We start from the raw sequence: 12,828 nt of genomic DNA on the forward strand, positions 1-12,828 counted from the left end.
GGCATGTCCGACGTACCCGCCCGCCCGCGCGTCTTCTCCGGCATCCAGCCGACGGCCGACTCGTTCCACCTCGGCAACTACCTGGGCGCGGTACGGCACTGGGTGGCCCTGCAGGAGAGCCACGACGCGTTCTACTGCGTGGTGGACCTGCACGCGATCACGGCCGGGCACGACCCGAAGGTGCTCAAGCAGCGCAGCCGGGTCGCCGCCGCGCAGCTCTTCGCGGTCGGTCTCGACCCGGAGCGCAGCACCCTCTTCGTCCAGTCGCAGGTGCCCGAGCACCCGCAGCTGGCCTGGGTGCTCGGCTGCATCACCGGCTTCGGCGAGGCGAGCCGGATGACCCAGTTCAAGGACAAGTCGCAGAAGCAGGGCAGCGAGCGGGCCAGCGTCGGCCTGTTCACCTACCCGATCCTCCAGGCCGCCGACATCCTGCTCTACCAGGCCCACGCGGTGCCGGTCGGCGAGGACCAGCGGCAGCACCTGGAGCTCTCCCGCGACCTGGCCCAGCGGTTCAACTCGCTGTTCGGGCCGACCTTCACGGTGCCCGCCCCGCACATCGTGAAGGACACCGCGAAGATCACCGACCTGCAGGACCCGACGGCCAAGATGTCGAAGTCGTCCTCCTCCCCGGCGGGCATCATCGATCTGCTGGAGGAGCCGGCCCGCTCGGCCAAGAAGATCCGCTCGGCGGTCACCGACACCGGCCGCGAGATCGTCTTCGACGCCGAGGGCAAGCCGGGCATCTCGAACCTGTTGACCATCTACTCGGCGCTCTCCGGCCGGAGCATCGACGACCTCGTCGCCGCGTACGACGGCAAGGGCTACGGCGACCTGAAGAAGGACCTCGGCGAGGTGGTCCGGGAGTTCGTCACCCCGATCCAGGAGCGCACCCGCGCCTACCTGGACGACCCGGCGCAGCTCGACAAGCTGCTCGCGCAGGGCGCGGAGAAGGCCCGCGCGGTCGCCGCCGCGACGCTGCGCACCGCGTACGAGCGGATCGGCTTCTTCCCGCCGGTCCGGTTCGAGTAGCGGCCCGGGCACGGCGGGAACGGGTGAAGCGGTCGGTGGCCGGAGGGGTGGCGCGCAGCGTGGAGGGCAGGGACGGGGCGCCGGACGCCGGTGACACCATCCAGATCGGGATCGCGGTCGACATCCCCGAGCCGTGGGGCGGGATGCTCACCCGCCGGCGGATCGAGGCCGGTGACCCGCAGGCCGTCCCGGCGCACGTCACCCTGCTCGGGCCCACCGAGATCCCGGTGCGCGCGCTGCCCGCCGTCGAGGAGCACCTGGCCCGGGTGGCCGCCACCCACCTGCCGTTCACCCTGCACCTGCGGGGCACCGGCACGTTCCGGCCGGTCACCCAGGTGGTCTTCGTGGCGGTGGCCGCCGGGATCAGCGAGTGCGAGCTGCTCGCCGCCGCCATCAACGCGGCCCCCGAGCTGCACCGCGAGGCGCGCTTCCCCTACCACCCGCACGTCACGGTGGCCCAGGACGTGCCGCCCGAGGTGCTCGACAAGGCGTACGAGGACCTGGCCGACTTCTCCGCGCTCTTCGAGGTGGAGGCGTTCACCCTCTTCTCGCACAGCGGGGCGACCCGGTGGCAGCCCCGCCGCGACTTCCGCCTCGGCGGCTGAGCTGAGCGCCCGGCCGGCCGGCCTCCGTCGGGCCGGGAGATCGGCGAGGATGGCGGGGTGAACGTCATCGGCCGGATCGAGGCCGCGCTGGGCCGCCGCATCGACGCGGCCCGCGTCCGGTCGTCGGCCTTCGACCACGTGTGGCGGGCCGGGACGCTCTACGCCGACCTGCTCGCCGGCCGGCTGGCCGCCGCGATCGCCTACTACGGCTTCTTCGCGGTGTTCGCGCTGGCCCTGGTCGGCTACTGGATCTTCGGCACGATCCTCCAGGACAACCGCGAGGTGAGTCGGGCCGCGGCCGACTTCCTGGAGGTGAACCTGCCGTTCCTCGACCCCCAGCAGATCGCCGAGAGCAGCAACACGGTCGGCGTCGTCGGCCTGGTCATCCTGGTCTTCACCGGCATCGGCTGGGTCGAGGCGATCCGCTCCTCGCAGCGGCTGATGTACGGCTTCAACCAGCAGCCCGGCAACCTGGTGGTCCGCCGCCTGGTCGACCTCGGGGTGCTGGTCGCGGTCTTCGTGCTGCTCGGCGTCTCGGTGGCCGCCGTGGACGCGCTGGAGTCGCTGCTGCGCTTCCTGCTGCGCAGCACCGGGTCGGTCGGGCTGACCACGGTCAGCGCGGTGCTCAGCGTGCTGGTCAACGCGGTGCTGGCCACCGCGCTGCTGGTGGCGGTGCCCCGGCTGCGGATGAGCCGCCGCCGGCTGCGCCCCGCCGTGCTGGCGGTCGCCGTCGGCATCACGCTGCTCAACACCGTGGGGCGCTACTACGTGGTGCGCACCGAGCGGAACCCGGCCTACACGGTGGTGGCCACGGCGGTGGGGCTGCTGCTCTATCTCTACCTGCTGAACCAGCTGGTGCTCTTCGGTGCCGCGCTGGCCGCCACCAGCCGCTACGGCCGGGTGGTGGACCTGGCCGAGGGAAGCGGGCGGGACGTGGACGTGGAGGTCGACGAGGGGACCGACCCGGGAACGCCGGGAGGGGCGGGATGAGCACCAGGATCCGGATCGACCAGGACTCGGCGGTGCCCCCGTACGAGCAGGTGCGGGGGCAGCTCGCCGGCATGATCGGCGACGGCCGGCTGCCGGTCGGCACCCGGCTGCCGGCGGTCCGGCAGCTCGCCGCCGACCTGGGGCTGGCGGTGAACACCGTGGCGCGGGCGTACCGCGAGCTGGAGTCCGCCGGGCTGGTGGAGACTCGTGGCCGGCACGGCACCGTGGTGGCCCCCGGCCGCGACGACGCGACCGACCGCCTGCACCGCGCCGCCGCCGCTTACGCGGCCGAGGCGCTGCGCCTGGGCGTCCCGCCGGACCGCGCCGTCGCCCTGGTCCGTGCGGCTCTGGACGCCGGTACGCACGGGTGAGAGCGACCGCCGGAGAGGGGGGAGTTGGCGTGAATGAGGCGCACGTCCGCGCCGTGACCGACCATGATGGGCCGGTGGGCGCACTCGTGACACTGGACCTGCCGGACGACTCGCCGATGCTGGGCCTGCCGTGGATCATCACCTTCGGCCCGCTCGGCGACGAGGACGAGTGGGAGCCGGTGGTCTGCGGCCCGTACGAGCGGCCGCACGCGCTCGCCCTGGCCGAGGCGGTGGTGGCCGAGGAGCAGCTGATGGCGGTGGTGGAGCCACTGCTGCCGGCGCTGACGCCCGAGGAGATCCGCAGCGAGATCGCCGCCGCGCAGATCGCCGCCGAGGACGAGGCGGCCCGGATCGACCAGGCGGACCTCTACGGCGACTTCGAGGAGGTCATCGACGAGGAGCTGGAGCTGGCCGCCGAGCGGGAGCCGGAGCCGACGCCGGTGAAGCCGCCCAGCCGGGACGAGGTCCGGGCCGGCCTCGCCCGAATCGCCGCGATGCTCACCGCCCGAGGCGCCTGACGCTCAGCTCGGCGGCCCGTCGAGCACGCAGAACTCGTTGTCCTCCGGGTCGGCGAGCACCACGAAGCCCTCCGTGCCGGTCTGCCCGACGTCGACACGCCGGGCGCCGAGCCCGATCAGCCGGTCGACCTCGGCCGCCGGGTCCCCGTCCGACACCAGGTCCAGGTGGAGGCGGTTCTTGCCCCGCTTCGGGGTGCCGCTGCCCTGCAACCAGACGGTCGGGCCGGGCCGGCCGGGCGGCGGATAGAGCTTCGCGCTGCCGTCGTCGCCCCGGCGGACGGTGTAGCCGAGGGCGGCCGACCAGAATCCGGCCATCCGGTCGAGGTCGCCGATGTCGAGGGTGTACTGCGCCACGTGTGCGGTCATCGCCCTGTGGTACCCGCACGGTCCCGGATGGACACCGACCCCCCGGGACGGAAGTCCCGAGGGGCCGGTGCCACCTCACCCCCCACCACAAGGGGTCGGCAGCCCAGCCGCCCGTCGGCGCGGAGCACAACGGACGACCAGGTCAATGGCGGGTTACCCGGCTCAGCGCCGTTCGAACCACGCAGCCGCGTCCACCGGCAGGACGTGCCCGTCGCCCCGCTCGGTGAGGTCGGCGCTGGCGACGACCGGCCGGCCGTGGCCGGCGATCGTCACCTCCGCGCCGCTGATGTTGACCACGCAGGTCAGCTCGGCGTCCCCGGCGGCGCGGCGGAACGCCAGCACCCCGGGCTCGGTCTCCAGCCAGGTGATGCCGCCGGTGCCGGCCAGCGCCGGGTGCTCGTGCCGGATCCGCAACGCGGTCCGGTAGAGCTCCAGCGTCGAGCCGGTCAGCCCGGCCTGGGCGGCCACCGAGAGGGCACGCCAGGTCGCCGGGGCCGGCAGCCAGCTCAGCTCGCTGCCCTCCGGGCCGAAGCCGTACGGGGCCAGCTCGCCGCTCCACGGGATCGGCACCCGGCAGCCGTCCCGGCTCTCCCCGGTGCGCAGGAACGCCGGGTCCTGGCGCAGCTCGTCGGGGAGGTCCAGCACCTCCGGCAGGCCCAGCTCCTCGCCCTGGTAGACGTAGGCGCAGCCGGGCAGGGAGAACATCAGCAGGGCGGCGGCCCGGGCGCGCCGCAGGCCGACCTCGCCGTCGCCGTACCGGGTGACGTGCCGCTGCCGGTCGTGGTTGGAGAGCACCCAGGTGGTCGGCGCGCCGACGATTGTCGACTCGGCGAGCGCCGTGTCGATCACCTTGCGGAACGAGTCGGCCGACCAGGTGGCGTCGAGGAAGTCGAAGCTGAAGGCCTGGTGCAGCTCGTCCGGGCCGATGTAGCGGGCCAGCCGCTGCGGGGTCTCCGCCCAGGCCTCGGCCACCGCCATCCGGCCGCCCGGGTAGCTGTCCAGGATCGGCCGCCAGGCGCGGTAGATCTCGTGCACCTCGTCCTGGTCGAAGTACGGCAGCCGGCCCTTGCCCAGCAGTTCGGACTGGCGCTGGCCGGTGGTCATCGAGTTGAAGCCGACGTCCGGCAGCCCCTCTGCCTTGATCATCCCGTGCGCCACGTCGATCCGGAAGCCGTCCACGCCCCGGTCGAGCCAGAACCGCAGGACGTCCTCGAACTCGGCGCGCACCTCCGGGTGGCGCCAGTTCAGGTCGGGCTGGGCCGGGTCGAACAGGTGCAGGTACCACTGCCCGTCGGCGACCCGGGTCCAGGCCGGGCCGCCGAAGATGCTCTCCCAGTCGTTCGGCGGCAGTTCGCCCCGCTCGCCCTTGCCGTCGGCGAAGAGGTAGCGCTCGCGCTCCGGGGAGCCGGGGCCGGCGGCGAGGGCCGCCGTGAACCACGGGTGGGCGCTGGAGGTGTGGTTGGGCACCAGGTCCACGATGATCCGCAGGCCCAGGGCGTGCGCGTCGGTGATCATCGCGTCGAAGTCGGTGAGGGTGCCGAAGAGCGGGTCCACGTCCCGGTAGTCGGCCACGTCGTAGCCGGCGTCGACCTGGGGCGAGGTGTAGAAGGGGGTCAGCCAGAGCGCGTCCACCCCGAGGTCACGCAGGTAGGGCAGGCGCTGCCGGATGCCCTGGAGGTCCCCGACGCCGTCCCCGTTCGCGTCGGCGAAGCTGCGGACGTACACCTGGTAGACGACCGCGGACCGCCACCAGTCGTCGTCGGTGGTCAGCGGCGTGGGGTGGGGGGCGGAGGTCATCGGTGGGGATCCCCGTTCTCTGGCGCGGGACGGCGTTGCCCCCGCGCGGGCGTGGTGGTGGGCGCAGGGGCGTCTGAGCAGAATGCCGCCCGAGCGCTGCAAGAGTCAAGCATTCCTTGCGCAAGAAATGACGGCAACCGCGCGGGGCGCGCCGACCCGGCGCCGGGGGTCAGGCCGGGACGGCGAGGGTGGAGGGGGTGGGACGCTGCCGCTTCGCGCCGCCGCCTGTGCCGGCCGGACGGGCCACCGCGGTCGAGCCCCGCACCACCAGTTCCGGGCGGAACACGTACTCGGAGTTCGGCGCGGCGTGCCCGTTGATCTCGTCGACCAGGGCCCGGACGGCGGCCACCGCCATGGCGGCGACCGGCTGGCGCATGGTGGTCAGCGGCGGGTCGGTGAAGGCCATCAGCGGGGAGTCGTCGTAGCCGACCACCGAGACGTCGTCGGGGACGGCCAGGCCGCGCTGCCGGGCGGCCCGGATCGCGCCGAGCGCCATGAGATCGGAGCCGCAGACCAGGCCGGTGACGCCGCGCTCGATGAGCCGGCCGGCGGCCGCCTCGCCGCCCTCGACGCCGAACAGGGAGAGCTCGGCCAGCTCGCCGACCTCCGCCTCCGTCGTGCCGACCAGCCGGGTCATCGCGGCGCGGAAGCCGGCCACCCGGCGCTGCACCGGCACGAACCGGTCCGGGCCGGTGATCAGGCCGATCCGCCGGTGCCCGAGGGCCACCAGGTGGGCGACCGCCAGCTCGGTGGCCTCGCCGTCGTCGCAGGAGACGAAGGGCGCCGCGATGCCGGGCGCGTACCCGTTGATCATGACGATCGGCAGCGGGCGGGCGATCAGCGCGCGGTACCGGTCGTGGTTGGCGGCGGTGTCGGCGTGCAGGCCGGAGACGAAGACGATCCCGGAGACCTGCCGGTCGAGCAGCATCTCGACGTACTCGTCCTCGGTGACCCCGCCGGGGGTCTGGGTGCAGAGCACCGGGGTGAACCCGCTCTGCGCCAGCGTCGACTCGATGACCTGGGCGAAGGCCGGGAAGATCGGGTTGTCCAGCTCGGGCACGACCAGGCCGACCAGCCCGGCGCTGCGCTTGCGCAGCCGGGCGGGGCGCTCGTAGCCGAGCACGTCGAGGGCGGTGAGGACGGCCTGCCGGGTCTCCGGGGCCACTCCGGGGCGGTCGTTGAGCACCCGCGACACCGTGGCCTCGCTGACTTCGGCCTGTTGGGCGATGTCGGACAGTCGAGCGCGCATGGCGGCACTGTAGCTCACGGGTAAGTTCTTGCGTACGCTCCTGCAAGCCCTTCCATTCTCTGCAACCTCTTGCTAACGTCCCCGCAACATGCGAGAGCAGCGGCGCAGCATCCCCGCGCCGGGCAGCAAGAAATTTCCAAGGTTCCCACTGGCGGGCCGCCCTTCCCCCGGCGGGCGCCATGACGACAGGAGTACCGATGCGCATCCGTACCGCGGGTGTGGTCGCTGTCCTCGGCCTGGCGCTCGCCGCGTCCGGCTGCGGCGGCGGTGACAGCGACAAGCCGGCCGCCAAGGAGTCCGCCAAGGCCACCGGCGGCAAGCTGGTCATCTGGGCCGACGACAAGCGGACCGCGGCCCTGAAGCCGTTCGCCGAGGAGTTCGGCAAGGAGAACGGTGTGACCGTCGAGGTCCAGGCCGTCTCCAAGGACCTGCAGACCAACTTCGTCACCGCCTCGCAGCAGGGCAGCGGCCCGGATGTCGTGGTCGGCGCGCACGACTGGATCGGCAACATGGTCCAGAACGGCGCCATCGACCCGGTGCAGCTCGCCGCCGAGCAGAAGAGCGCGTTCAACGAGACCGCGATCAAGGCCGTCACCTTCAACGGCCAGCTCTACGGCGTCCCCTACGCCACCGAGAACATCGCGCTGATCCGCAACACCGAGCTGGCCCCCGAGGCGCCGAAGACGATCGAGGACCTGGTCGCCGCCGGCAAGAAGCTCAAGGCCGAGAAGAAGGCCAGCGAGATCCTCTGCCTCCAGTCCGGCCAGAACGGCGACGCGTACCACGTGTACCCGCTGTACACCTCGGGCGGCGGCTACCTGTTCGGCACCACCGCCAACGGCGACTACGACCCGAAGGACCTGGGCGTGGGCAAGCCGGAGTCGATCGCCGCCTTCCAGAAGATCGCGAAGCTCGGTGAGAAGGGCGACGGCGCGCTGAAGCGCTCCATCACCGGCGAGAACTCCATCGCCACCTTCACCGGCAAGAAGTGCGCCTTCCTGGTCTCCGGCCCGTGGGCGATCGCCGACGCCAAGAAGGCCAACATCAAGTACGACATCTCCCCGGTCCCCGGCTTCGCCGGTGGCAAGGAGGCCCAGCCGTTCGTGGGCGTCCAGGCGTTCTACGTCGCCGCCAAGGGCAAGAACAAGGCCCTGGCCCAGGAGTTCGTCACCAACTACGTGACCAAGCCCGAGCTGGCCGTCGCGCTCTACAAGGCCGAGCCGCGCCCGCCGGCGCTGACCGCCGCCTTCGACCAGGTCAAGGGCGAGGACGCCGACCTGGCCAAGTTCCAGGAGGCCGGCAAGAACGGCCAGGTGCTCCCGGCGATCCCGGCCATGGCCGCCATCTGGGACCCGTTCGGCAAGGCGGAGGCCGCCATCATCGGCGGCGCCGACCCGGCCAAGACGATCACCGCCGCGGGCAAGACCATCGCGGGTCAGATCAAGTAATGAGCACGTCGCTGTCCGGCCCGGGGTCTGCTGAGCAGGCCCCGGGCCGGGAGCCCGTTCGCCGCGGGCTCCCGCGCACGTCCCGTACCGCGCGGAACCACGCGCCGATCACCGCGACCGGCCTCGTCGTCAAGGTGGTCCTGCTCGGCCTGGTGGCCGGGATCGCGATCTGGGCGGCGTTCCCGCTCGTCGAGGCCGAGCACTGGGTCGGGCTGGGCATCCTCGCCGCCACCACCGCCGGCCTGTTCTACCTCTACCTGAGCCGCCGGCACATCCCGGCCAAGTACCTGGTCCCCGGCACGATCTTCCTGATCGCCTTCCAGGTCTTCCCGGTGCTCTACACCGCGAGCACCGCGTTCACGAACTTCGGCGACGGCCACCGCGGCAGCAAGGACGACGCGATCGTCGCCATCCAGACCTCCTCGGTGAAGCAGGTCCCCGGCTCCACCGAGTACTCCCTCTCCATCGCCACCAAGGGCGACCCGGCGACCGGCTCCCTGGTCTTCCTGCTCAGCGACCCGAAGACCAAGGAGGTCCTCGCGGGTGACGCGGGCGGGCTGCGCAAGCTCGACGCCGGCGACGTGACGGTCAGCCCGACCGGCAAGATCACCGAGGCCGCCGGCTACACCGTGCTCAACTTCGGTCAGGCCAGCGGCCGCAGCAAGGACATCACCGACCTGGTGGTGCCGACCGACGGCGGCGCGATCCGCTCCAACGGCCTGTCCCGCGCCTACGAGGGCAAGGCCGCCCGGGCGTACGACGCGGGCTGCGACTGCGTCAAGGACAGCGAGACCGGCAAGACCTGGACCGCCGACCCGGCGGCCGGCTCGTTCGTCGCGGCCGACGGCGACCGGCTCGCCCAGGGCTGGAAGGTCAACGTCGGGTTCAAGAACTTCAGCCGGGTGCTCACCGACCCGAACATCTCCGGTCCGTTCTTCGGCACCCTGCTGTGGAACTTCGCGTTCGCGATCGGCTCGACCGGGCTCACCTTCCTGCTCGGCATGGCCATCGCGCTCGCCCTGCACTCGCCCCGGATGCGCGGCACCAACTTCTACCGGGTGCTGCTGATCCTGCCGTACGCCATGCCGTCGTTCGCGATGCTGCTGGTCTGGCGCGACATGTTCAACACCGACTTCGGCCTGGTCAACAACCTGTTCGGGCTGGGGGTCGACTGGTTCGGCGGGACGTGGACGGCCCGGATCGCGGTGCTGCTGGTGCAGCTCTGGCTGGGCTACCCGTACATGTTCCTGGTGACCACCGGCGCGCTCCAGGCGATCCCGCGCGAGCTGACCGAGGCCACGTCCGTCGACGGCGCGTCGCCGTGGCAGTCGTTCCGGGCGGTCACCCTGCCGCTGCTGCTTGTCGCGCTCTCGCCGCTGCTGATCGCGTCGTTCGCGTACAACTTCAACAACGTCAACGCGATCCTGTTCACCACCGAGGGTGGGCCGTTCCCGGCGGACAACCCGAGAAACGGCGCCACCGACCTGCTCATCACCTACACCTACCGGCTGGCCTTCGGCGCCCAGGGTGCCGAGTACGGCCTGGCCACCACGGTCTCGATCTTCATCTTCGCGATCGTGGCCGTCGTGGCGGCGGTCAGCTTCTCGCGTACCCGGAAGCAGGAGGAGGTGTACTCGTGACCACCCATGCGGACGCTCCTCCCGCCAACCGCAACGCGACCGTTAGGTCGAGGGGTCGCTGGCTCACCCAGGTGGGCTGGCGTCACCTGGTCGGGGTGCTGGCAGTGGCGTTCAGCCTCTTCCCCATCCTGTTCGTGATCTCCGCGGCGCTCAACCCGCTCGGCACGCTCTCGTCGACCGAGCTGCTGCCCACCGGCGCGTCCCTCGAGAACTTCACCAACCTGTTCCAGGACACGCCGTTCGCGCACTGGTTCCTCAACTCGCTGCTGCTCGCCGGCGTGGCCAGCTTCGCGTCGATCTTCCTGTCCTCGCTGGCGGCGTACGCGTTCTCCCGGATGCGGTTCACCGGCCGGCGGGTCGGCCTGCTCGCCCTGCTGCTGATCCAGATGTTCCCGCAGTTCCTGGCCATCGTGGCGATCTTCCTGATCTTCACGACGGTCACCGACCTGTGGCCGGCGATCGGCTTCAACACCCCGTGGGGCCTGTTCCTGCTCTACATGGGCGCCGCGCTCGGCGCCAACACCTGGCTGATGAAGGGCTTCTTCGACACCCTGCCGAAGGAGCTGGACGAGTCGGCGACCATGGACGGCGCGTCACACGCCCAGGTGTTCTTCCGGATCATGCTGCCGCTGGTGGCGCCGATCCTGGCCGTGACCGGACTGCTCGCCTTCATCGGAACGATCAACGAGTTCATCATCGCCAACGTGTTCCTCACCGAGCCGAACTCGAAGACCCTGGCGGTCGGCATGTTCGGCCTGGTGGCCGGCGAGCGCAACAACAACTTCGGGATGTTCGCCGCGGGCACCCTGCTCACCGCGATCCCGACGGTGCTGGTGTTCCAACTGCTCCAGCGCTACATCGTCTCCGGCCTCACCGCCGGAGCCGTCAAAGGCTGAGCCTCCTCGGCTCACGCTGCGGCAAGGGCGTCGTGTCGACGTACACCGGAGCGGTTTCCGGGCGGACCGCCGCGGTCGGGTGACCGGCCGCGGCGGATGCCCGCCCGGCTCCTGTCCTCACCGACGCGAAGGGCATCCCCATGTCTCTCCAGCCGCACCACGACGGATCCGCCACCTACGTACCCGAACAGGAGCCCGCGCTCGGGCAGACCGTCCCGGTCTTCGTCCGGGTGCCGGCCGGCGCCGACGTCCGCCGGGTGCACGTCCGGACCACCGGCGACGGCGAGCCGCGGTTCGCCGAGGCGGTGGTCGACCGCACCGAGGGCGGTGACGTGTGGTGGCGGGCCGACGTCGAGGTCCGCAACCCGGTCAGCAACTACCGCTTCCTGCTCGACGGGGCGGTGGGCGCCCGCTGGCTGAACGCGGCCGGGCTGGTCGACCACGACGTGCCGGACAACGGCGACTTCAAGCTGGTCAGCTACGCACCCCCGCCGGCCTGGGCGCGGGACGCGGTGATCTACCAGATCTTCCCGGACCGGTTCGCCCGCTCGGCCGCCGCGGCCGGCCGGACCGCGCCGGACTGGGCCATCCCGTGCGACTGGGACACACCCGTGATCGGGCGCGGCCCCGAGACGCCCCGCCAGTTCTACGGCGGCGACCTCGACGGGATCACCGAGCGGCTGGACCACCTGGACCGGCTCGGGGTGAACACCGTCTACCTCACGCCGGTCTTCCCGGCCCGCTCCAACCACCGGTACGACGCGGCGAGCTTCGACACGGTCGACCCGCTGCTCGGCGGGGACGCCGCCCTGGCCCGGCTGGCCGACGCGGTGCACGCCCGGGGCTGGCGGCTGCTCGGCGACATCACCAGCAACCACACCGGCGACGCCCACCAGTGGTTCACCGCCGCCGTCTCCGACGTGCACGCGCCCGAGCGGGAGCTGTACTACTTCGACCTGGCGGCGGGTGACTACGAGTCGTGGAACGGGGTCAAGTCGCTGCCGAAGCTCAACTGGGGCAGCGCCGAGCTGCGCCGCCGCTTCGCCACCGCCGAGGACTCGCTGCTGCGCCGCTGGCTGCGCCCGCCGTACGCGCTGGACGGCTGGCGGGTGGACGTGGCGAACATGACCGGCCGGCGGGGCGCGGACGCGTACACCCACGAGGTGGCCCGGCTGCTGCGCGAGGTGGTGGCCGACACCCGGGCCGACGGGCTGCTGCTCGCCGAGCACGGCCACGACCACACCGGTGACCTGGACCGGGACGGCTGGCACGGCACCATGAACTACGTCGGCTTCACCGACCCGGTCTGGTCCTGGCTGCGCCGGGGTGACGGCCCGCTGCCGAACTTCCTCGGCACGCCCGGTGGGGTGCGGCGGCGGGACGCGGGCGCGGTGCTCGCCACCATGAACACCTACCGGTCACTGATCTCCTGGCGGTCGTACACGCACTCGTGGCAGCTGCTCGGCTCGCACGACTCGGCCCGGATCCGGACCGTGGTCGGCGACGCGGCCCGGCAGGAGGTGGCCGCCGGCCTGCTCGCGACGATGCCGGGCACGCCGGTGATCTTCGCGGGCGACGAGCTGGGCCTGACCGGCACCAACGGGGAGGGGTCGCGTACCCCGATGCCGTGGCACCGGCCGGAGAGCTGGGATGCCCGCACCTTCGCCGCGTACCGGTCGCTGCTGGCGCTGCGCCGCACCGAGCCGGCGCTGCGGCACGGCGGCCTGCGCTGGGCGTACGCCGACGCGGACACGCTGGTCTTTCTCCGCGAGGCGCCGACCGGCACCGTGCTGGTGCTGGCCCGCCGCGCGCCCGGCACCCCGGTCCGCCTGACCGGCCTACCGGCCGGCCCGGCGGGCCGGGGGGGCGGGGGGGGGGCGGCGGGGCGCGGGGGGGGCCCCCCCGGGGGTGGGGGGGGG

The 12,828-nt window shown here is 72.3% G+C and carries 12 protein-coding genes; 9 read left to right on the forward strand and 3 right to left on the reverse strand.

Annotated elements, in window-relative coordinates:
- The first annotated feature begins 3 nt into the window (after nucleotides 1–3).
- The 5 genes from trpS (at nucleotide 4) to ACW0Q9_RS23150 (ending at nucleotide 3,513) form a co-directional block, all read left to right on the forward strand.
- Nucleotides 4–1,029, forward strand: a complete 1,026-nt coding sequence (trpS, locus tag ACW0Q9_RS23130; protein WP_456184624.1) for a tryptophan--tRNA ligase — start codon at nucleotides 4–6, stop codon at nucleotides 1,027–1,029.
- A gap of 23 nt (nucleotides 1,030–1,052) precedes the next feature.
- On the forward strand, nucleotides 1,053–1,634 hold the full coding sequence (locus ACW0Q9_RS23135; RefSeq protein WP_456184602.1) for a 2'-5' RNA ligase family protein: 582 nt from the start codon (nucleotides 1,053–1,055) through the stop codon (nucleotides 1,632–1,634).
- A 57-nt stretch (nucleotides 1,635–1,691) separates the two neighbouring features.
- Nucleotides 1,692–2,624, forward strand: coding sequence for a YhjD/YihY/BrkB family envelope integrity protein (locus ACW0Q9_RS23140; protein ID WP_456184604.1), 933 nt, complete (start codon nucleotides 1,692–1,694; stop codon nucleotides 2,622–2,624).
- Entirely contained in the window at nucleotides 2,621–2,995 is a 375-nt protein-coding gene (locus tag ACW0Q9_RS23145) for a GntR family transcriptional regulator (RefSeq protein WP_456184606.1), read from the forward strand. The genes ACW0Q9_RS23140 and ACW0Q9_RS23145 overlap by 4 nt, the downstream gene beginning before the upstream one ends.
- A gap of 74 nt (nucleotides 2,996–3,069) precedes the next feature.
- The gene (locus ACW0Q9_RS23150) at nucleotides 3,070–3,513 is read left to right on the forward strand and encodes a hypothetical protein (RefSeq protein WP_456184608.1); all 444 of its coding nucleotides are present in this window, start codon (nucleotides 3,070–3,072) and stop codon (nucleotides 3,511–3,513) included.
- Between the two features lie 3 nt (nucleotides 3,514–3,516).
- Here the strand turns inward: ACW0Q9_RS23150 and ACW0Q9_RS23155 are convergent, their stop codons facing one another.
- From ACW0Q9_RS23155 to ACW0Q9_RS23165, 3 genes are all read right to left on the reverse strand, one after another.
- Nucleotides 3,517–3,879 carry a VOC family protein gene (locus tag ACW0Q9_RS23155; RefSeq protein ID WP_456184610.1) on the reverse strand — a complete coding sequence of 121 codons (363 nt, stop codon included), beginning with the start codon at nucleotides 3,877–3,879 and terminating at the stop codon, nucleotides 3,517–3,519.
- 162 nt (nucleotides 3,880–4,041) lie between these two features.
- Nucleotides 4,042–5,676, reverse strand: a complete 1,635-nt coding sequence (locus ACW0Q9_RS23160; protein WP_456184612.1) for a glycoside hydrolase family 13 protein — start codon at nucleotides 5,674–5,676, stop codon at nucleotides 4,042–4,044.
- 169 nt (nucleotides 5,677–5,845) lie between these two features.
- Nucleotides 5,846–6,943 carry a LacI family DNA-binding transcriptional regulator gene (locus ACW0Q9_RS23165; protein WP_456184614.1) on the reverse strand — a complete coding sequence of 366 codons (1,098 nt, stop codon included), beginning with the start codon at nucleotides 6,941–6,943 and terminating at the stop codon, nucleotides 5,846–5,848.
- 179 nt (nucleotides 6,944–7,122) lie between these two features.
- Between ACW0Q9_RS23165 and ACW0Q9_RS23170 the strand changes: the two genes are divergently transcribed.
- The 4 genes from ACW0Q9_RS23170 to ACW0Q9_RS23185 form a co-directional block, all read left to right on the forward strand.
- Nucleotides 7,123–8,373, forward strand: a complete 1,251-nt coding sequence (locus ACW0Q9_RS23170; RefSeq protein ID WP_456184616.1) for a sugar ABC transporter substrate-binding protein — start codon at nucleotides 7,123–7,125, stop codon at nucleotides 8,371–8,373.
- Nucleotides 8,373–10,013 carry an ABC transporter permease subunit gene (locus ACW0Q9_RS23175; protein ID WP_456184618.1) on the forward strand — a complete coding sequence of 547 codons (1,641 nt, stop codon included), beginning with the start codon at nucleotides 8,373–8,375 and terminating at the stop codon, nucleotides 10,011–10,013. The genes ACW0Q9_RS23170 and ACW0Q9_RS23175 overlap by 1 nt, the downstream gene beginning before the upstream one ends.
- Complete coding sequence (locus tag ACW0Q9_RS23180; protein ID WP_456184620.1) at nucleotides 10,010–10,909, forward strand: sugar ABC transporter permease; 900 nt, start codon at nucleotides 10,010–10,012, stop codon at nucleotides 10,907–10,909. Before ACW0Q9_RS23175 ends, ACW0Q9_RS23180 begins: the two co-directional genes overlap by 4 nt.
- 140 nt (nucleotides 10,910–11,049) lie before the next feature.
- Nucleotides 11,050–12,828: glycoside hydrolase family 13 protein (locus ACW0Q9_RS23185; protein ID WP_456184622.1), on the forward strand; the 1,779-nt coding region annotated here is incomplete at its 3' end.

Source organism: Micromonospora sp. I033, assembly GCF_053890995.1.

Excerpts from the sequence above, each read along its gene's own strand:
- trpS (WP_456184624.1), top strand. The coding sequence starts at position 4 with ATGTCCGACGTACCCGCCCGCCCGCGCGTCTTCTCCGGCATCCAGCCG.
- ACW0Q9_RS23145 (WP_456184606.1), top strand. The coding sequence starts at position 2,621 with ATGAGCACCAGGATCCGGATCGACCAGGACTCGGCGGTGCCCCCGTAC.
- ACW0Q9_RS23155 (WP_456184610.1), bottom strand. The coding sequence starts at position 3,879 with ATGACCGCACACGTGGCGCAGTACACCCTCGACATCGGCGACCTCGAC.
- ACW0Q9_RS23170 (WP_456184616.1), top strand. The coding sequence starts at position 7,123 with ATGCGCATCCGTACCGCGGGTGTGGTCGCTGTCCTCGGCCTGGCGCTC.
- ACW0Q9_RS23175 (WP_456184618.1), top strand. The coding sequence starts at position 8,373 with ATGAGCACGTCGCTGTCCGGCCCGGGGTCTGCTGAGCAGGCCCCGGGC.
- ACW0Q9_RS23160 (WP_456184612.1), bottom strand. The coding sequence starts at position 5,676 with ATGACCTCCGCCCCCCACCCCACGCCGCTGACCACCGACGACGACTGG.